The following is a 17,156-nucleotide window of genomic DNA, read 5'->3' as shown; positions in this document are numbered from 1 at the left end:
AGCCCTTGACGCGCGTCACGGCGAGCGGCTTCACTGGAGCCAGAACTAGAGCGCTCTAGTCCAGATCGCGAAGGAGTAGTCATGACGCGCACCGACCCCGTCCGGTTCGGGCTCATCGGAGCCGGACGCATCGGCACCCATCACGCCATCACCCTGGCGCGCCGCCTCGGTGAGGCCGAGCTCGTAGCGGTCGCCGACGTCCAGGCCGGGGCCGCCGAACGCCTCGGCGACCAGCTCGGCGTCGAGTGGCTCACCGACCCACAGGCCCTCATCGACGACCCCCGCATCGAGGCCGTGGCGATCACGTGCGCGAGCACGGCCCATGCCGACCTCGTCGTCGCCGCGGCCGAGGCCGGCAAGGCCGTCTTCGTCGAGAAGCCCATGGCGATGACCCTCGCCGACGCAGACCGCGCCGTCGCTGCGCGCCGGGCTGCCGGCATACCCCTGCAGGTCGGGTTCAACCGACGCTTCGCGCGCGACTTCGCCACTGCGCACGAGACGGTCGCGGCCGGTGGCATCGGCACGCCGCAGCTGCTGCGCTCGCTGACCCGCGACCCCGGGCTCGCGAACCCGGCCGGCGTGCCGCCGTGGACGATCTTCACCCAGACGCTGATCCACGACTTCGACACGCTCAACTGGTTCAACGCCGGCGCGACCGCCGTCGAGGTGTCCGTCATGGCCGACGCGCTCGTGGCCCCCGACTTCAAGGACGCCGGCCTGCTCGACACCGCCGTCGTGACGATCCGCTACGACAACGGCGCCATCGCGGTCGCCGAGGCGAGCTTCTCGGCGGCCTACGGCTACGACGTGCGGGGCGAGGCGTTCGGCTCGGCCGGCATGGTGACCGCGGGCAGCCCGGCCCATCTGCACACGGCGCACTGGAGCGCCGCCGGGGTCTCGAGCCCGACCGCCCGCGCCGACACCGACCTCTTCACGGACGCGTATGCCGCGGAGCTCGCTGCCTTCTGCATCGCCGTCCGCGAGGGCACCCCGACGCAGGTCGGCGGCGAGGACGCCCGCGCCGCGCTGCGGATCGCGCTCGCCTGCATCGAGGCGGTCGAGACCGGCGCCACCGTGACCGTGCGCGACGCGGATCGGGTCGGTGCCTGATGCCGACGACGGGGGAGAGCCACTTCACACTCGCGGTCAGCGCCGAGATGGTCTTCGTCGACCTGCCCTTCGCCGAGCGGGTGCGCCGCATCCACGGGCTCGGCTTCCAGGTCGAGATCTGGGACTGGACGCGCCACGACATCGACGAGCTCGAGGCGCTGCGGGGTGAAGGGGTCGTCTACTCCTCGATGACCGGCTACGTGCGCGGGCGCCTCTCCGACGCGGAGGGTGCCGACGAGCTGCTCGCGACCGCGGCCAAGTCGGTGCCGGTCGCGAGGCGGCTCGGCATCGCGCGGCTCAACCTGCACGGCACGGGACTCGACGACCGCGGTCTGCCGGTGCGGCCCGAGCCCGTCGCGACCGGGCCGATGTGGCTCACCGCGCAGCGCACCCTCGGTCGCATCGCCGAGCTGGGGGAGCGCGAGGGCGTGATGTTCGTGCTCGAGAACCTCAACACCGCCGTCGACCACCCCGGCGTGCCCTTCGCGACCGCGGCCGACTGCCTGGCGCTCGTCGAGGCCGTCGACAGCCCGCACCTGAGGCTGATGCTCGACCTCTACCACGCGCAGATCGGCGAGGGGAACCTCATCGAGCTGTGCCGTCGGGCAATCCCGCACATCGGCGAGATCCAGGTCGCCGACGTCCCAGGGCGGTGCGAGCCGGGCACGGGCGAGATCGCCTATCCCGCGGTCGCGCGTGCGCTCGTCGAGATGGGGTATGCCGGTCCGGTCGGTCTGGAGGGCTGGGCGTCGGGAGACGACGAGCTGGCTCTCGAGCGGTTCCGCGACGCCTTCACGCCCTGACCGCTCGTTCGAGGCGATCCCGGCACCGACGCGGGTGCCGACATCACCTCGAACCGGCAGAGGGTGGGGGCCGGTCAGCCGCGGGAGCTGATCCAGTCGGGGAGGATGCCGCTCGCAAGCGCGGCGGCCCGCAGCGGCGCGGCGAGCTCGGCGACCCGGCGCGTGCCGTCGAGCCCCAGGTGCGCCCATCCCTCGAGAGCCATCCGGTCCGTCTCGCGCTCGAGGTCCTTGCGGAAGGCGAGCCCCTCGTCGGTGAGGGAGTCGCCGTCGACGAGGCCCCGCTCACGGAGCCGCGCGGTCGCTGCGGCCCACTCCTCGTCGGACCACCCGCGGCTCGACCGCATGAAGCCGGTGTTGCCGGCGAAGAGCCCGCCGACGACGATCGACTCGACCGGGTCGAGGCCGGCGCGGAGCAGGGCCGCCACGTGCCCGTCGCCCCGGTGCTCGCGGATCAGGGTCGCGGCGTGCCACAGCGCGAGGCGCGGCTCGTCGGGCCACGCGAGCCCGGCGTGAGCGGCATACAACGGACGACCGTGAGCGGTCAGGCCGGCGCAGGCGGTGCGAGCGAGGTCGAGCAGCTCGCTGACGTCGGCGTCTGCGACGACCCGCTCGAGCACGACCGCCATGCCGTCGCGGCGAGCCTGCTGCACCTGCTCCGGGCTCGCGACCGACCACGACGCCGGCAGCGCCTTGGCGTGCAACCACGGCGCGAAGACGTAGAACGTCGCGGCCGGCACCTCGGGCCCGACCGCACCGAAGGCGGCCGACCGGGCGGCGAAGTAGCTGAGGCGCGGGTGCAGGCCGAGGGCCACGTAGGCATCGCGCACGTCGTCGGCGAAGTAGCCGAGCACGTGCAGCGTCTCGAGGGCGCCCCAGGCCTGGCGGGAGGCACGGAGGAGGTCGACGTCGTCGGTGCGGCTCATGCCCAGCACCCTAGGTGGGCTGCCTCACCGAACGTCCATCCGGTCGACCGCCCACACGCAGGCTGACGCCAGGCCGCCGATGCACAGCACCAAGGTCCACGTCGCCGCGGCCCCGATGCCTCGGGTGAGTGGCTCGCCACCGAGGGCCCAGTAGAACGGTGAGAGCCACCGGACGGCATGGACCCAGTGCACGACGGGTGCCAGCGCACTGATGACGTAGGAGAGGGCGGCCACGGCCGAGGTGACGCCGAGGGCCGTGGTCCGGCTGCTCGACAGCGCGCCGACGAGCAGCGCGAGGAGTCCGAAGACGATCCCGAGGCCGATGACCGCGGCCGTCGCGGCGACCAGCGGCCCCGTCGCGAGGTCGATGTCGGAGCGGCGGCCCGCGACGGCGGCCAGCATCGTCACGGCCGCGACCGGCGTGGCGATGACGACGAGGGCCAGGATCTTCTGCACGGCGAGCGAGACCCGGCCCAGGGGGAGGGCCGCCGTGAGCCCGAGCACCCCGTCCTCGTCCTGGCCGGCCACGGCGGAGGCGCCGTAGCCGATCGTCATGAGCAGCACGACGAGCGGCAGGAAGTTGGCGTAGATGTTGGCGTTCATCCATCCGTCCGGGGACGTCAGGGGTCCGCTGACGCCCAGCAATGCGGACAGGGACGAGTTGCCCGAGGTGATGGCGTCGAGACCTGTGTCGCCCTTGAAGGTGGGGTAGAGCGCCACGACCAGCACGGCATACGCCCCCATCCCGACGGTGTAGCCGACGAGCCCGCGACGCCGGAGCCGGACGTCGAGGCGCATCACGTCAGTGCGCATGGTCCTTCTCCTCGGTGAGGGGGTCGTAGTAGCGCAGGAAGAGCTCCTCGAGATCCACCGGCCGTGCCGTGATGCCGGTGACGTCGTCGGACACGGCGGCGCGGAGGACGGCCGACACCGGTCCGGTGACGCCCAACGTGACGTCCCGCTCGCCCTGGGCGGTCACGCTGACCCCAGGCAGGTCGGCGAAGCGAGTCCGGGGTGGGTGTGCGAAACGCAGCTCGATGACCTGGGGCGCCGTGCGTCGCAGCCCGTCGACCGTGTCGACGGCCACCACGTGACCCTCGCGGATGATCGCCACGGTGGAAGCGAGCCGCTGGACCTCGTCGAGGTCGTGCGAGGAGAGGAAGACCGTGACCCCGTCGGCCGACACCTCTTGGATGAGGCGCGAGAACTCCTCTTGCAGAAGGGGGTCCAAGCCCGAGGTCGGCTCGTCGAGGATGAGGAGGCGAGGGCGGTGCATGAAGGCCTGGACGAGCCCGATCTTCTGTCGGTTGCCCTTCGACAGCGCCCGGACCGGGCGGTCGATCTCGGCGCCGAACCGCTCGATCAGGCTGTCCCGCCAGCCTGTGTCACGCAGGTCGCGCGCTCCGCCGAGGCGCTCCAGCGTCTCGCGCCCCGTCAGGCGGGGGAAGAGTGCCAGCTCGCCGGGCAGGTAGCCGACGTCGCGGCGAACTGCGGCGCCATCGGCGACCGGGTCGAGCCCCAGGACACGTGCGACGCCGCGGCTCGGGCGCTGGAGACCCATGAGCAGGCGGATCGTCGTGGACTTGCCGGCCCCGTTGGGCCCGAGGAACCCGAAGACCTCCCCGTCCCGGACCTCGATCGTGACGCCCTCGACGCCTCGGCGGGTGCCGAAGCGCTTGGTCAGGTCATCGGTGCGAACGGAAGTCGCGCTGCTCGACGCACGTCCGCCGGGGGCCATGGCGTCACCAGCCGAGCCTGGTGGCCGCGTCGGCGAGCGCCACCGGCTCGTCGGCGGCGGCGCTGAAGGCGATCAGCGCGTCGACGAGGGTGTGCCGCTGCGACGCCGGCATGGCTTCGACGATGGCTCGGATGGCGGCGCGCCGGCGCTCGGTGACCTCGGTGACGAGGGCGCGGCCGGCATCGGTCAGGGCGATGACCACCTCGCGCCGGTCCTGGGCATTCTCGGTGCGTGCCACGAAGCCCGCGGCGATGAGACGGTCGACCGAGCGCAGGGCGGTGGACGGTCCGACGGCGAGCCGGGTCGCGAGCTGGTTGAGGCGCGTGGGGCCGTGAGCCTGCAGGACGACGAGCGTGCGGAACTGGCTGAGGGTGACGGCGTCCTCGACCTCGGCCAGCGACCGCGCCGAGACGCCGACCAGGACGCGCGACCCGGTGAGCAGGGCGGTGACGAGGTCGTCCGTCCCGCCGTCGTCGGGGGCCTGGGCGTCGAGGACCTGGTCGTCGGTCCGGTCGGCGCGAGCTCGCTTCGTTGTTGTCACCATGCAATTATTGCATCATGCAATCCATGGCGCCAGACCCGACGACCGCGTCTCTTCCGGCGGACCGCCGCGCGGCGGTCGCCGGATGGGCGCCTCCTGAGCTGTGGCGCCGGGCGGTCGTCGGACTGCGCACCTCGGGCACGGGTCTGCTCGTCATGGCCCTGGTGGTCGGAGTGGGGGCGGCCGGGTTCGCCGTCCTGTTCCGCTGGCTCATCCAGACCTTCACGCTGCTCTTCACGGGCCACGCGGACTATGCGGCCTCGCCGGGCGCGGCCAACCCGAACCTGCCTGGCCTCGGCCGGTGGTTCGTGCTCCTCACTCCCGTCGTGGCCGGGCTGCTCTACGGCCCGCTCGTGCACTTCTTCGCCCGTGAGGCCCGCGGGCACGGCGTGCCGGAGGTCATGTATGCCGTCGCGCGCCGGGGCGGCCGCATCGCCCCGCAAGTGGCGGCCGTCAAGGCGCTCGCCTCCGCCCTGTGCATCGGTGGCGGCGGGTCTGTCGGGCGCGAGGGGCCCATCGTGCAGATCGGGTCGGCACTGGGGTCCACGGCCGGCCGGTGGGTCAAGCTGCCCGAGTCGCGCCTGCGGGTGCTCGTGGCCTGCGGGGCCGCGGCGGGGATCAGTGCCACCTTCAACGCGCCGCTCGCCGGTGTCTTCTTCGCGATGGAGCTCATCCTCGCCGACTTCACGGCGCAGGCGTTCGGCATGGTCGTGCTGGCGTCAGTGGCCTCCAGCGTCATCGCGCGGGCGGTGCTCGGCGACACCCCGTTCCTGACCCTTCCCGCGTTCGAGGTGGGCCACCCGGCGGAGTACCTGCTGTTCGCGGTGCTCGGCGTGCTCGCCGGGGGAGCCGGCGTGCTCTTCACCCGCGTGCTCTACGCCATCGAGGACGTCTGCGACGCGATCTGGCGCGGACCCGAGTGGTTGCGGCCGGCCGTGGGAGGGCTCCTGCTCGGCGGGGTGCTGCTGCTCCTGCCGCAGATGTACGGCGTGGGCTATCCCGTCCTCGGCCATGCGGTGGCCGGCGGCTACGCCATCGCCTTCCTGCTCGTGCTGCTCGTCGGCAAGATGGTCGCCACGAGCTTCACCATCGGGATCGGCGGCTCCGGAGGTGTCTTCGCTCCCAGCCTGTTCATCGGTGCGATGCTCGGCGCCGCCTTCGGCGAGGCCGCCCACCTCGTCGTCCCCTCGGTCGCGGGGTCGGTGGGCGTCTACAGCCTCATCGGCATGGGCGCGGTCTTCGCCGGGGCCGCACGGGCGCCGATCACGGGGGTCATCATCCTCTTCGAGCTGACCGGCGAGTACACGATCATCCTGCCGCTCATGCTCGCGATCGTCCTGGCCACCGGGATCAGCCACCGCCTCAGCCCCGACACGATCTACACCCTCAAGCTGCGCCGGCGGGGCGTCGACCTCGGCCTGCCGTCCGAGACCGTCGACGGGCACCCGCCTCGGCTGGTGCGCGACGTCATGACGCCGGTGCCCGCCCCGGTCGTCAGCACCTCGACCCTCGTGGAGGTGGCTGCAGCGCTCGCCGGCACGCCCTTCGGGGTGCTGCCCGTCGTCGACCCCGATGGCACGGCGGTGGGAGTGGTGTCGGCCCGCGGCGTGTCCGACGCGCTCGCGGACGGGCGGCACGACGCGGCCGCCGCCGGCCTCGTGACGGAGATCCCTGCGACCGTGGGGGCTGACCAGCCTCTGTCTGGTGCGGCGGAGTCGTTGTCCCGCAACGGAGTCGATGCTGCGCCGGTCGTCGAAGACGGGGGCGTCGTGGTCGGCTGGATCGACTACCGCACCCTGCTGCTCGCGGAGAGCAAGGGGGTCGCCCCCGCTCTCGCGTGACCGACGAGCCGGTCAGTGGATGACGAGGGCCAGCGCGGACACGACCGTGGCGGCGAGCACGGCCTGGTCGAAGCGGGTCTGGCTGAGGCGCCGTGCCGTGTGCAGGCCGACCCAGGTGCCGACGAGGACGAGTGGCGCGAGCAGCGCTGTGCGCCAGAGGGTCTCGCTGCCGAAGAGTCCGAGGCCGATGCTGAAGGGCACCTTGCACAGGTTGACGCCGAAGAAGAAGAGGGCGCTCGTGCCGAGGAAGCGGCGCTTCTCGACTCCCTGCGCGACGAGGTAGAGCGTCATGACGGGACCGGCGGCGTTCGCTGTCATCGTCGCGAACCCGGCAGCGGCGCCCGTCCCGAGGGCGGCGGCGCGCGAGGCTCCCACCCGGGCCGTGTCGGGTGATCGCCAGGTGAGGAAGAGCTGCAGCGCCGCGAGCGCGAGCAGCAGCCCGCCGATGGCCCGGCGCAGGGTCGTGTCGTCGACCCAGGCCAGGAAGAGCGCGCCGAGGGCGAGGCCGGGCAGGACCGCGGGGATGAGGCGCTTGAGCAGCCCGAGGTCGGCGTCGCGACGGTAGTGCCACACCGCGACGACGTCACCGACGAGCAGGAGCAGCAGGATCGCGGCCGTCGACTCCTTGGTCGGCAGGACGAACGCGAAGATCGCGATGGCGATGCTCCCGATGCCGCCGATGGCCGTCTTGGCAAAGCCGACGAGCAGTGCGGCGACACCGAGCAGCACCAGCGTCGAGACGGTCATGGAAGCGCAGCGTAGGCCGACGCCGCCGCGCGCGTCCGGCCGTCCGCCGGGTCAGACCCCGAGCGGGGCCCCGAGCTTGCCGAGCAGGCGTGCGAGCGTCGCGCGCTCCGCCGCGCTGAGCGGCTCGAGCAGGCGGGCCTCGTTGGCGAAGTGCTCGGGCGCCGCCCGGTCGATGAGCTCGCGACCCCTGTCGGTGAGCACGACGATGCGGCTGCGGCGGTCACCGTCCGCGACCCGTCGCTCGACGAGGCCCGCGCCCTCGAGCCGGTCGAGCCGCTTGGTCACCGCGCCGGACGTCACCATCGTCTGGTCCATGAGCTCGGACGGGGTCAGCTCGTAGGGCTCCCCGGTGCGCCGCAGCGTCGCGAGCACGTCGAAGTCGCCCTCGCCCAGGCCGTGCGCGTTGTAGACCTTGACGAGCTCGGTCGTCAGGGCGAGCGCGACGCGGTGCAGGCGCCCGATGACGAGCACGGGGGTGGCATCGAGCTCGGGCCGCACGGCGGCCCACTGGTCGACGACGTGCTGGGCGTGGTCCTCGAACTGCTGCATGGGTGGAATATATCTTCTCCGGAAGGTAGTTTACCTTCCATGGAAGACAATCGAGCGAGCTGGAGAAACGTCGCGCTGACGGCGGTCCCGGCCGCGGTCTGGGGATCGACGTATGCCGTCACGCAGCAGTGGCTGCCACCCGGCCGTCCGCTCTTCGCCGCCACCGTGCGGGCGCTGCCCGTCGGGCTGCTCATGCTGCTCTGGCTCCGGCGCCTGCCGAGGGGCGACTGGTGGTGGCGCTCGCTCGTGCTCGGCTCGCTCAACATCGGCCTCTTCTACGCGCTGCTCTTCGTCGCCGCCTACCGCCTCCCGAGCGGCCTCGGCGCAACGCTGGTCGCGACCGCCCCGATGGTGACGATGGTCGTCGCCCGGCTGCTGCTGGGGCAACGGCCCGCCCGGGTCTCGGTGGCGGCCGGGCTCGTCGGCCTCGTCGGGGTCGGGCTCCTCGTGCTCCAGAACGGCCTCGACAGGCCACTGGACCCGGTCGGCCTCGCCGCGGGCCTGCTCGCCGTCGTGCTCTCGTCGGTCGGCTTCGTCCTGACGCGGAGATGGACGCCCACCGAGGACGTGGTGACCATGACCTCGTGGCAGCTCGTCGCCGGTGGCCTCGTGCTCCTGCCGATCGGGCTCGTCGCCGAGGGCGCGCCACCGGCTCTGGACCTCCCGGCCGTCGGGGCGCTCGTCTACCTCGGGCTCGTCGGCACCGGCGTCGCGTACGTCCTGTGGTTCCGGGGCCTCGCCCTCCTCGGTCCGACGTCCGCCTCGATCATCGGCCTCGTCAACCCCGTCGTCGGGGTGCTGCTCGGCGTCGCGGTCCTCGGCGAGCACTTCGGCCCGGTCCACCTCGTGGCCATGGTCCTCGTCGTCGGCAGCGTCCTCGCGGCGCAGGAGCAGGTCCGGGCCCGCCTCGGCCGGTCGCGCGACCGGGCGAGCGACCGAGCGAGGCTTCCCGTCAGCTGCTCGTGAGGTAGTGCGCCCCGGCCCCCAGGGCTCGGACCAGGCCGTAGAGCGGGACGGCCGTGTAGACGAGGGCAACCAACCCCCAGAAGCCCCAGCGCACGGCGAGACCCCAAGCCCCGCCTGGCTGTTCGGCGCGCATGGCCGACCAGTAGCGGTTGTCGCAGAGCGGACCCCACGAGCCGTCCTCGCGTGGCAGGAAGGGCCGCCACCAGTCGCCCGTCCGGCGCGCCTGCGCCGCCTCGACGAAGACCGGGAGCGCGAAGCTACGCCAGACCCGCACGAGGACGGCGAGGACGGCCAGCGCCATGACGACGGCGAAGGCCCAGGCTCCCCAGAGCAGCAGTCGGACGTCGGTGTTCCCCTGTTCCACGCGCCGACCCTAGCCGGGCGGGGCGGCCCGCCCCACGGCATACGACCTCGGGCGCCTCTTCCCAGTGGTGCCCTGACGGGTAAGGCTGGGGCATGGCTACGGACAGCGACCACACCTTCGACGTCATCGTCATCGGACTCGGGCCGGGCGGTGAGCACGTGGCCGGCAGCCTGGCCGAGCGCGGCCTGCGCGTCCTCGGGGTCGACCGCGGACTGGTCGGCGGGGAGTGCCCCTACTGGGGCTGCATCCCGTCGAAGATGATGATCCGCGCCGCCGACGCGCTCGCCGAGGCACGACGCGTCGACGGATTGGCCGGCTCGGTCGGCGAGGTCACGCCCGACTGGTCGGTCGTCGCGAAGCGCATCCGCGAGGAGGCCACCGACAGCTGGGACGACACGGTCGCCGTCGACCGGCTCACCGGCAAGGGCGCGACGTTCGTGCGCGGCACCGGCACGATCGCCGGGCCCGGACGCGTCGACGTCGACGGCACCGCCTACACCGCGACGAAGGGCATCGTCGTCAACACGGGCACGACGGCCGCCGTCCCGCCGATCGAAGGCCTGCGCGACACCCCCTACTGGACCAACCACGAGATCGTCGAGGCCACAGAGCTGCCCGCGTCGCTCGTCGTCCTCGGCGGCGGCGCCATCGGCTGCGAGCTGAGCCAGGTCATGGCCCGCTTCGGCGTCGAGGTCACGATCGTCGAGGCCGCCGAACGCATCCTCGCGCTCGAGGAGCCCGAGGCCTCCGCGGCGCTGCTGACGGCCCTCGAGGCCGACGGCATCACGGTGCGCCAGGGCGTCGGCGCCGACAAGGTCAGCCACGACGGGTCGACGTTCACCGTCACCCTCGCCGACGGCTCGACGCTGACGGCGGAGAAGCTCCTCGTCGCGACCGGCCGCCGCGCCGACCCCGCGGCCGTCGGCCTCGACACCGTCGGCCTCGCGAAGGACTCGCGCACGGCGCCCGTCGACGACCGCTGCCGCGTCAGCGACGGCGTCTGGGCCGTCGGCGACATCACCGGCAAGGGCGCCTTCACCCACGTCTCGATGTACCAGGCCGGCGTCGTCATCCGTGACGTCCTCGGCGACGACGGCCCGCCGGCGGAGTATGCCGCCCTCCCGCGCGTCACGTTCACCGATCCCGAGGTGGGTGCCGTCGGGATGACCGAGGCGCAGGCGCGCGAGAAGCTCGGCAACGTGCAGGTCGGGCTGACGCCGCTGGGGGAGACGACGCGCGGCTGGATCGCCAAGGCGGACGGCCTCATCAAGGTCGTCGCCGACGCCGACCGCGGCGTGCTCGTCGGCGCCACGACCATGGGTCCGGCTGGGGGAGAGGTGCTCGGGGCGCTCGCCGTCGCTGTGCACGGCGAGGTGCCGATCGAGCGGCTGCGGTCGATGATCTACGCCTACCCGACGCTGCATCGCGGCATCGAGGACGCGCTCGGCCGCCTCGCCTGAGCCTGTGCGCGCGCCGACGAACGACCGTTGGTCGGCGCGGCTGCGCGGTCGCGGCGTGTCGGGCGGCGTGTCGCAGCGGTGAGGCGACCAGTGGTCGTCCGTCGGGTGGCCGGCGGGCGTCGGCTGGCCGACGCGTGCGCGACGAACGTCCGGGCCCGACAGGGCGCCCGGACCCGGACGATACGGTGAGCGCATGGCACAGCGACTGCTCGCCCTCGACCTCGACGGCACGACCCTCAACCACATGGGCGAGCTCTCCGACCGCGTCCGCGACGCCGTCCAGGCCCTTCCCGACGACGTCGCCGTCGTCATCGCGACGGGCCGCTCGATCATCGCGACGACCCCGATCCTCGAGGCGCTCGGCCTGCGCGAGGGCTACGCGATCTGCTCCAACGGAGCCCTGACGCTCCAGCTCGACCCGTCGTCGGACGAGGGCTACTCGATCATCGACATGGTGACCTTCGACCCGCGGTCGGTGCTCGAGAAGATGCGCGTCGCCCTGCCCGACGCGCTCATCGCCGTCGAGGAGCCGGGCGTCGGCTTCAAGGTGAGCAAGCACTTCCCCGACGGCGAGCTCATGGGCCAGTCCCGCGAGGTCGGCTGGGACGAGCTCATCGCCCACCCCGTCACCCGCGTCACCCTGCGTCAGCCCGAGGCCACGGCCGAGGAGTTCATGGAGCTCGTCGAGCGCGCCGGCCTGCACGGCGTGTCGTATGCCGTCGGCTGGTCCGCGTGGCTCGACATCAACCCGGAGGGCGTGTCCAAGGCGAGCGCCCTCGAGCTCGTGCGTCGCCAGCTGCGCGTCGAGCCGATCCACACCGTCGCCTGCGGCGACCAGCGCAACGACCTCGAGATGCTGCACTGGGCCGCGTGGGGCGTCGCCATGGGCAACGCCCCCGACCAGGTCAAGGCCGTCGCCGACGAGGTCACCGGCCACGTCGACGAGGACGGCCTCGCGCCGGTGCTCGAGGCCGTGGCGCAGGCCGCGCGCGACGGCGTCCCGTTCCGCGACGGGGTCGAGTCGGCCGCGACCGTCCGGCTCGAGCTCTAGCCGACGGCGGACCGCGCGTGCCCATCGTCTTCGTCCACGGGGTCGCGGTCCGCGACGAGGACCCGGGTCTGGCCCGGGCGACCCGAGCCTTCGGCGAGGTGCCCTGGGCGGCCATCGAGGCGCACCTGCGTCAGCACGTCGCGCCGGCCATCTCCGACGACCCCGGCGGCGTCCCGGTCATGCGGATCTACTGGGGCGACCTCGCCGCGCACTTCGCCTTCGGTGGGCGCTCGCTCGTCTCCCGTCCCCTCGACCTGCCGGACGTGGTCGAGCAGGCGGAGGAGGCCGCCGCCGCGGCCGCAGCGACGCCTGCCCCGCTCCCGGAGTCGCGTCGGGTCAGCAGGCTGCGCGGAGCCGTGACGTCCCTGCGGCGGCCGCTCGAGGACTTCGTGCCGGTCTTCCTCGGCGACGTCATGACCTACATCTCGACGCGCGGGACCGCCGAGGCGCCGGGGCCGATCATCGAGCGCGTCCTGGCCGGTCTCGACGCGGCGGCCTTCGCCGCCGAGAGCCGGGGTGAGCCGCTCGTCGTGCTGACCCACAGCATGGGCGGACAGATCGTCTACGACCTCGTCACCCACTTCCTGCCCCGCATGCCGGAGCACCGCGGCATCCGCATCGACTACTGGTGCGCGGCCGCGTCCCAGGTGGGCCTCTTCGAGGAGCTCGGGTTCTTCCTCGAGAGCGCGCCCGACCGCGGGCCCGAGCCCACGGCATACCCTCCCTCCGAGCACCTCGGCGGCTGGTGGAACGTCTGGGACCACGCCGACCTGCTCAGCTTCCGCGCGGAGGGCATCGTCGACGGCGTCGACGACTCGGCCTACTTCGCCGCGGGCAGCCTCGCGACGGACCACTACCGCTACCTCGCCAAGGCCGACTTCTACACAGCCCTCGCCTCTCGTGTCGAGACGTGGCTGTCCCGTTCGACGAAGGAGTGAGGCGGGCGACCGACCCGCACCGACGAAGGAGACCCCCGTGCGTTTCATGATCATCGTCCCCGCGTCCCCGGAGACCGAGCAGGGCACCACCGGCACCGAGCAGCAGTTCGCCGACATGCAGGCCTACAACGAGGAGATGTTCAAGGCCGGCGTCTTCGTCGACGGCCAGGGCCTGCACCCGAGCTCCAAGGGGGCGCGCGTGAGCTTCGAGGACGGTGACTGGGTCGTCACCGACGGGCCGTTCGCCGAGGCCAAGGAGCTCATCGCCGGCTTCACGATCATCGACGTCAGCTCCCGCGAGGAGGCCCTCGAGTGGCTCCGCAAGTGGCCGGTCTCGTGCGCGCCCGTCGCGGGCCAGGCGCTCGAGCTGCGACAGGTCTTCGCCCCAGAGGACTTCGGTGATGGCTACACGCCCGAGCTGCGCGAGCGCGACGAGCAGATGCGCACCGAGGCCGCCCGCAACGCGGCCCGCGGCTGACCCCGTCCCGACACCCCTTCGTGCCAGAGTGACGGGGTGTCACCCACCACCGGACCACGCCTGTCCACCGACGACGTCCAGCGCACGCTCGAGGCCGTGTGGCGCATGGAGGCCGCCAAGGTGACTGCCGTCGTCGCCCGGGTCATCGGCGACGTCGGCCTGGCCGAGGACCTCGCGCAGGACGCGTTCGTGCAGGCGCTCGAGCAGTGGCCACGCGACGGCATCCCCGACAAGCCCGGTGCGTGGCTCACCTCGACCGCGCGCCGGCGCGCCATCGACCGCATCCGGCGCGACGTCAACCTCGCGAGCAAGCTGCAGCAGGTCGGACACATGGAGGAGCTCAGGGTGGCCGAGCTGGTCGAGGGCGACTTCGACGCGGCCCTCGAGGACATCGACGACGACGTCCTCGGGCTCGTCTTCGCCGCGTGCCATCCGGCCCTCACCGCACAGGCGCGGATCTCGTTGACCCTGAGGATGATCGGCGGCCTGACCACTCGCGAGATCGCCCGCGCCTTCCTCACCACCGAGCCGACCATCGCCCAGCGCATCTCGCGCGCCAAGCGCACCCTGAGCCAGGACGGCATCACCGTCGAGGTGCCGTCCGGGGCCGAGCTGGCCCCGCGGCTGGCGTCGGTCCTCGAGGTCGTCTACCTCATCTTCAACGAGGGGTATGCCGCGACGTCCGGTCGCGACTGGGTGCGCGGCGACCTCATGGAGGAGGCGATCCGGCTCGGCCGCGTCCTGTCCGCCCTCGCGCCCGGCGAGCCCGAGGTCCACGGGCTGCTCGCGCTCATGGAGATCCAGGCCTCGCGCACCCGGGCCCGCATCGGCCGCGACGGCGAGCCGGTCCTGCTCCTCGACCAGGACCGCACGACGTGGGACTGGGCCCTCATCCGGCACGCACTCGCCGCCCTCGACCGTGCGGTGTCGCTCGTCGACCCCGAGCGGGGCGGGGCCGGGCCCTACGTGCTGCAGGCAGCCATCGCCGCCTGCCACGCGCGCGCCCGCACGGCCGACGCGACCGACTGGGGCCGCATCGTCGCGCTCTACGCGCAGCTCGCCGCGATCCGGCCGTCGCCGGTCATCGACCTCAACCGGGCCGTGGCGCTCTCCTACGCCGAGGGGCCGGCGGCCGCACTCGAGGTCGTCGACGGGCTCGTCGTCGCAGGGGCGCTCGCCGACTACCACCTGCTGCCCAGTGTCCGCGGTGACCTCCTCGCCCGGCTCGGTCGCGACAGCGAGGCGCGGGCCGAGTTCGCGCGCGCCGCCGAGATGACGCAGAACGACGCCGAGCGGGCGATCCTGCTGCGCCGGGCGTCCGGCGAGGACTGAGCGGTTCCGCCGACGCGCCCGATGTATCAGGACTACCGTCGAATCACCCTGCACTGACAAGGCCGTCGATCGGGTGGAGGTCAGCCATGGCCGTGGTGCACCAGAGCTGCGTCGGGTACGGCGCCGAGCCGTTCGCGTCCCTCGTGGCCGACTATCCCGGGGACGACGTCTACCCGTCGGGGGACTTCCGCACCGAGTGGGGACCGATCTTCCACCGGGGGCGGCTCGACGGCAGCGCCCGCGTGCTGGTCCTCGGCCAGGACCCTGCGACGCACGAGGCGATCTCACGGCGCATCCTCGTCGGCGAGGCCGGCCAGCGCGTGCAGGGACTGCTCGCGAAGGTCGGTGTCGACACGGCATACGTCATGGTCAACGTGTACCTCTACAGCGTTTTCGGGCAGGCGGCCGGCAGCAGGCACGCCAAGGACGCGCACATCGCGGACTACCGGCACCGCTGGCTCGACGCGCTGCTCGTCGGCACGGGCGTCACCGCGGTGGTCGCGCTCGGCGACCTCGCGGCCACGGCCTACCGGATGTGGGCGAAGACGCAGCCCGACGTGGCAGCAACACTGCACTTGGCCGCGATCCGGCACCCCACGTACGCAGAGGGATTCGCGCGTGCATCCGGCAAGCCGCTCGCCGAGACGACGGCCGCCCTGCTCACGAACTGGAACGAGCACCTCGGCGACCTCGCGGCCCACGTGACGCCCGAGGGGCCGACCGACCTGACTCCGTATGCGGCGTCGTGGGGTCCCACGGACCTCGCGCCGATCCCCGAGATCGACCTCCCGGCAGGCGCGCCCGCGTGGTGGCGCGACGTGGACGCCTGGGCGACCCGCACCGGCGCCGACACGCAGACGAAGCGCGCGACGATCAGCGTCGTCGTCCCGAAGGGAGCCCGGACATGGCCGGCACTGTGATCAACGCGGCCGCGGGGCCGTTCGACGAGGCCTACACCCGCGGCATCACCGAGGAGCTGCCCGAGCCGACGCGCCGTTCGCGCGCGCTGCCCCCGGCGCCGTTCGCGCTGCACGGCGCCGTCATCACCCCGGACGGTGCGTGGTCGAGCGGCTACGTCACCGTCTCCGGCGGGCTCGTCGACCGCGTGTCCAAGCAGAAGCCCACGGACGTCGAGGTGCTCGAGACGGACGGCGTCATCCTGCCCGGCCTGCTCGACCTGCACGGGCACCCGGAGTTCAACGTCTTCGCGGCCTGGGAGCCGCCGAAGCTCTACGACAACCGCTACGCGTGGCGTCGCTCGAAGCCCTACCAGGAGCTCGTCCGCGACCCGCAGAACACGCTGCTGACGCGGGTCCCGCCCAAGACCCAGACCCGCTACGCCGAGGTGCGCGCCCTCGTCGGCGGCGTGACCGGCATCCAGGGCGCGTCGGGCGCGAGCAGCGCCTCGTCCGAGCCGCTCGTGCGCAACATCGACCAGTGGGCCTTCGGCGCGCACCGGGCGCGATCGATGATCGACCTGCCGTCCGGGTCGTTCGGGCTGCCGAGCTTCGAGGCCGTCATGAAGCGGATCGCCGCCGGTGACGTCAACGCGTTCTACCTGCACCTGTCCGAGGGGCGGCGCGGAGACGCGGTGAGCGCCAGGGAGTTCCAGCACTTCCTCGACCTCGGCGGTGCGACCCCGGCGACGAACATCATCCACGGGACGGCCCTCACCGCCGACGACCTGCACACCGTCGCCGGGCTCGGCTGCCGGCTCGTCTGGTCGCCGCAGTCGAACCTCCGGCTCTACGGCGAGACGACGCTGGCCGGCGAAGCCCTGGCGGCCGGCATGCCCGTCGCGCTCGGCGCCGACTGGCTGCCGTCCGGGTCGACCAGCCTGCTGGGGGAGATGAAGGTCGCCCGGCGCGAGCTCGCCCGACAGGGGCACCCGGTCGCCGCAGCCGACCTGGTCGCCATGGTGACGTCCGTGGCGGCACGCCTCGCCGGGCTGGACGAGCACCTGGGCTCGCTGGCCGAGGGGCGGCCGGCCGACCTCGTCGTGCTCGAGCGCCACCACAGCGACCCGTACGAGAACGTCTGTCTCGCCGACCCGTCGTGGGTCGACCTCGTCTGCATCGGCGGCGACGTCACCTATGCCCGGGCCGACTGGTTCGCGGCCCTCTCCGGGGCCGCGACCGGCCCGACCATCGAGGACCTCACCGCGTGGGGCAAGCCGATGCGCCTCGACACCGGCTACCAGGGCGGCGCGGACGTGCCGTCCCTGACGGCGGTGCGCACCGCGCTCACCGCGGCCTACCCCGCCGTCGGACCGATCTTCGCCTGACGGGACGAAGGACACGAAGGACCCGACCGCC

At 72.9% G+C, this 17,156-nt stretch carries 18 protein-coding genes; 11 read left to right on the top strand and 7 right to left on the bottom strand.

The annotated features are described in order from the left end of the window. Nucleotides 1-81: 81 nt before the first annotated feature. Nucleotides 82-1,110 (top strand): Gfo/Idh/MocA family oxidoreductase, encoded by a 1,029-nt coding sequence (locus IEY30_RS20300; RefSeq protein ID WP_030200434.1) that lies wholly within the window; start codon nt 82-84, stop codon nt 1,108-1,110. Continuing rightward, nucleotides 1,110-1,913 carry a TIM barrel protein gene (locus tag IEY30_RS20295; protein ID WP_030200437.1) on the top strand — a complete coding sequence of 268 codons (804 nt, stop codon included), beginning with the start codon at nt 1,110-1,112 and terminating at the stop codon, nt 1,911-1,913. Before IEY30_RS20300 ends, IEY30_RS20295 begins: the two co-directional genes overlap by 1 nt. A gap of 74 nt (nt 1,914-1,987) precedes the next feature. On the opposite strand, the gene IEY30_RS20290 is transcribed toward IEY30_RS20295, so the two are convergent. From IEY30_RS20290 to IEY30_RS20275, 4 genes are read right to left on the bottom strand one after another with little or no spacing between them, the layout of a single operon-like run. Further along, complete coding sequence (locus IEY30_RS20290) at nt 1,988-2,836, bottom strand: SCO6745 family protein (protein WP_030200440.1); 849 nt, start codon at nt 2,834-2,836, stop codon at nt 1,988-1,990. 24 nt (nt 2,837-2,860) lie between these two features. Beyond that, nucleotides 2,861-3,649, bottom strand: coding sequence for an ABC transporter permease subunit (locus IEY30_RS20285; protein WP_030200441.1), 789 nt, complete (start codon nt 3,647-3,649; stop codon nt 2,861-2,863). Then, nucleotides 3,639-4,574, bottom strand: a complete 936-nt coding sequence (locus IEY30_RS20280) for an ABC transporter ATP-binding protein (RefSeq protein ID WP_030200442.1) — start codon at nt 4,572-4,574, stop codon at nt 3,639-3,641. The genes IEY30_RS20285 and IEY30_RS20280 overlap by 11 nt, the downstream gene beginning before the upstream one ends. A 4-nt stretch (nt 4,575-4,578) precedes the next feature. Then, nucleotides 4,579-5,115, bottom strand: a complete 537-nt coding sequence (locus IEY30_RS20275) for a MarR family winged helix-turn-helix transcriptional regulator (RefSeq protein ID WP_229675118.1) — start codon at nt 5,113-5,115, stop codon at nt 4,579-4,581. A 26-nt stretch (nt 5,116-5,141) separates the two neighbouring features. Between IEY30_RS20275 and IEY30_RS20270 the strand changes: the two genes are divergently transcribed. Further along, on the top strand, nt 5,142-6,956 hold the full coding sequence (locus tag IEY30_RS20270; protein WP_081920572.1) for a chloride channel protein: 1,815 nt from the start codon (nt 5,142-5,144) through the stop codon (nt 6,954-6,956). 12 nt (nt 6,957-6,968) lie between these two features. Here the strand turns inward: IEY30_RS20270 and IEY30_RS20265 are convergent, their stop codons facing one another. Both IEY30_RS20265 and IEY30_RS20260 read right to left on the bottom strand, forming a co-directional pair. Further along, complete coding sequence (locus IEY30_RS20265) at nt 6,969-7,703, bottom strand: sulfite exporter TauE/SafE family protein (protein ID WP_030200447.1); 735 nt, start codon at nt 7,701-7,703, stop codon at nt 6,969-6,971. 51 nt (nt 7,704-7,754) lie between these two features. Then, nucleotides 7,755-8,252: a MarR family winged helix-turn-helix transcriptional regulator gene (locus tag IEY30_RS20260; RefSeq protein ID WP_030200449.1), complete on the bottom strand. Its 498-nt coding sequence runs from the start codon at nt 8,250-8,252 to the stop codon at nt 7,755-7,757. Between the two features lie 39 nt (nt 8,253-8,291). Here IEY30_RS20260 and IEY30_RS20255 point away from each other — a divergent pair, with 39 nt between their 5' ends. Continuing rightward, nucleotides 8,292-9,218, top strand: a complete 927-nt coding sequence (locus IEY30_RS20255) for an EamA family transporter (RefSeq protein ID WP_030200454.1) — start codon at nt 8,292-8,294, stop codon at nt 9,216-9,218. Here IEY30_RS20255 and IEY30_RS20250 read toward each other — a convergent pair. Beyond that, complete coding sequence (locus IEY30_RS20250) at nt 9,205-9,582, bottom strand: hypothetical protein (RefSeq protein WP_030200460.1); 378 nt, start codon at nt 9,580-9,582, stop codon at nt 9,205-9,207. The two genes, IEY30_RS20255 and IEY30_RS20250, sit on opposite strands and share 14 nt — an antisense overlap. Nucleotides 9,583-9,674: 92 nt before the next feature. On the opposite strand from IEY30_RS20250, the gene IEY30_RS20245 reads away from it, so the two are divergent. From IEY30_RS20245 to IEY30_RS20215, 7 genes are all read left to right on the top strand, one after another. Beyond that, complete coding sequence (locus IEY30_RS20245; RefSeq protein ID WP_030200462.1) at nt 9,675-11,042, top strand: dihydrolipoyl dehydrogenase family protein; 1,368 nt, start codon at nt 9,675-9,677, stop codon at nt 11,040-11,042. A 193-nt stretch (nt 11,043-11,235) separates the two neighbouring features. Beyond that, nucleotides 11,236-12,093, top strand: coding sequence for an HAD family hydrolase (locus IEY30_RS20240; RefSeq protein ID WP_043417044.1), 858 nt, complete (start codon nt 11,236-11,238; stop codon nt 12,091-12,093). A gap of 17 nt (nt 12,094-12,110) precedes the next feature. Continuing rightward, on the top strand, nt 12,111-13,031 hold the full coding sequence (locus IEY30_RS20235; RefSeq protein ID WP_030200464.1) for a hypothetical protein: 921 nt from the start codon (nt 12,111-12,113) through the stop codon (nt 13,029-13,031). Nucleotides 13,032-13,077: 46 nt separating this feature from the next. Continuing rightward, nucleotides 13,078-13,509, top strand: coding sequence for a YciI family protein (locus IEY30_RS20230; RefSeq protein WP_156035436.1), 432 nt, complete (start codon nt 13,078-13,080; stop codon nt 13,507-13,509). Nucleotides 13,510-13,614: 105 nt separating this feature from the next. Continuing rightward, nucleotides 13,615-14,841 carry an RNA polymerase sigma factor gene (locus IEY30_RS20225; RefSeq protein WP_188960181.1) on the top strand — a complete coding sequence of 409 codons (1,227 nt, stop codon included), beginning with the start codon at nt 13,615-13,617 and terminating at the stop codon, nt 14,839-14,841. Nucleotides 14,842-14,927: 86 nt separating this feature from the next. Next, the gene (locus IEY30_RS20220; RefSeq protein WP_030200485.1) at nt 14,928-15,761 is read left to right on the top strand and encodes a uracil-DNA glycosylase family protein; all 834 of its coding nucleotides are present in this window, start codon (nt 14,928-14,930) and stop codon (nt 15,759-15,761) included. Next, nucleotides 15,746-17,125, top strand: coding sequence for an amidohydrolase family protein (locus IEY30_RS20215; protein WP_030200488.1), 1,380 nt, complete (start codon nt 15,746-15,748; stop codon nt 17,123-17,125). Before IEY30_RS20220 ends, IEY30_RS20215 begins: the two co-directional genes overlap by 16 nt. Nucleotides 17,126-17,156 lie beyond the last annotated feature (31 nt).

Origin of the sequence: Terrabacter tumescens (assembly GCF_014646815.1) — a bacterium.
GTDB lineage: Bacteria > Actinomycetota > Actinomycetes > Actinomycetales > Dermatophilaceae > Terrabacter > Terrabacter tumescens.
Note: the sequence above shows the minus strand (reverse complement) of the source record. Positions and strands in the feature narration are given on the sequence as shown.

Excerpts from the sequence above, each read along its gene's own strand:
- IEY30_RS20300 (WP_030200434.1), top strand. The coding sequence starts at position 82 with ATGACGCGCACCGACCCCGTCCGGTTCGGGCTCATCGGAGCCGGACGC.
- IEY30_RS20295 (WP_030200437.1), top strand. The coding sequence starts at position 1,110 with ATGCCGACGACGGGGGAGAGCCACTTCACACTCGCGGTCAGCGCCGAG.
- IEY30_RS20290 (WP_030200440.1), bottom strand. The coding sequence starts at position 2,836 with ATGAGCCGCACCGACGACGTCGACCTCCTCCGTGCCTCCCGCCAGGCC.
- IEY30_RS20285 (WP_030200441.1), bottom strand. The coding sequence starts at position 3,649 with ATGCGCACTGACGTGATGCGCCTCGACGTCCGGCTCCGGCGTCGCGGG.
- IEY30_RS20280 (WP_030200442.1), bottom strand. The coding sequence starts at position 4,574 with ATGGCCCCCGGCGGACGTGCGTCGAGCAGCGCGACTTCCGTTCGCACC.
- IEY30_RS20270 (WP_081920572.1), top strand. The coding sequence starts at position 5,142 with ATGGCGCCAGACCCGACGACCGCGTCTCTTCCGGCGGACCGCCGCGCG.
- IEY30_RS20265 (WP_030200447.1), bottom strand. The coding sequence starts at position 7,703 with ATGACCGTCTCGACGCTGGTGCTGCTCGGTGTCGCCGCACTGCTCGTC.
- IEY30_RS20260 (WP_030200449.1), bottom strand. The coding sequence starts at position 8,252 with ATGCAGCAGTTCGAGGACCACGCCCAGCACGTCGTCGACCAGTGGGCC.
- IEY30_RS20255 (WP_030200454.1), top strand. The coding sequence starts at position 8,292 with ATGGAAGACAATCGAGCGAGCTGGAGAAACGTCGCGCTGACGGCGGTC.
- IEY30_RS20245 (WP_030200462.1), top strand. The coding sequence starts at position 9,675 with ATGGCTACGGACAGCGACCACACCTTCGACGTCATCGTCATCGGACTC.
- IEY30_RS20240 (WP_043417044.1), top strand. The coding sequence starts at position 11,236 with ATGGCACAGCGACTGCTCGCCCTCGACCTCGACGGCACGACCCTCAAC.
- IEY30_RS20230 (WP_156035436.1), top strand. The coding sequence starts at position 13,078 with ATGATCATCGTCCCCGCGTCCCCGGAGACCGAGCAGGGCACCACCGGC.
- IEY30_RS20225 (WP_188960181.1), top strand. The coding sequence starts at position 13,615 with ATGGAGGCCGCCAAGGTGACTGCCGTCGTCGCCCGGGTCATCGGCGAC.
- IEY30_RS20220 (WP_030200485.1), top strand. The coding sequence starts at position 14,928 with ATGGCCGTGGTGCACCAGAGCTGCGTCGGGTACGGCGCCGAGCCGTTC.
- IEY30_RS20215 (WP_030200488.1), top strand. The coding sequence starts at position 15,746 with ATGGCCGGCACTGTGATCAACGCGGCCGCGGGGCCGTTCGACGAGGCC.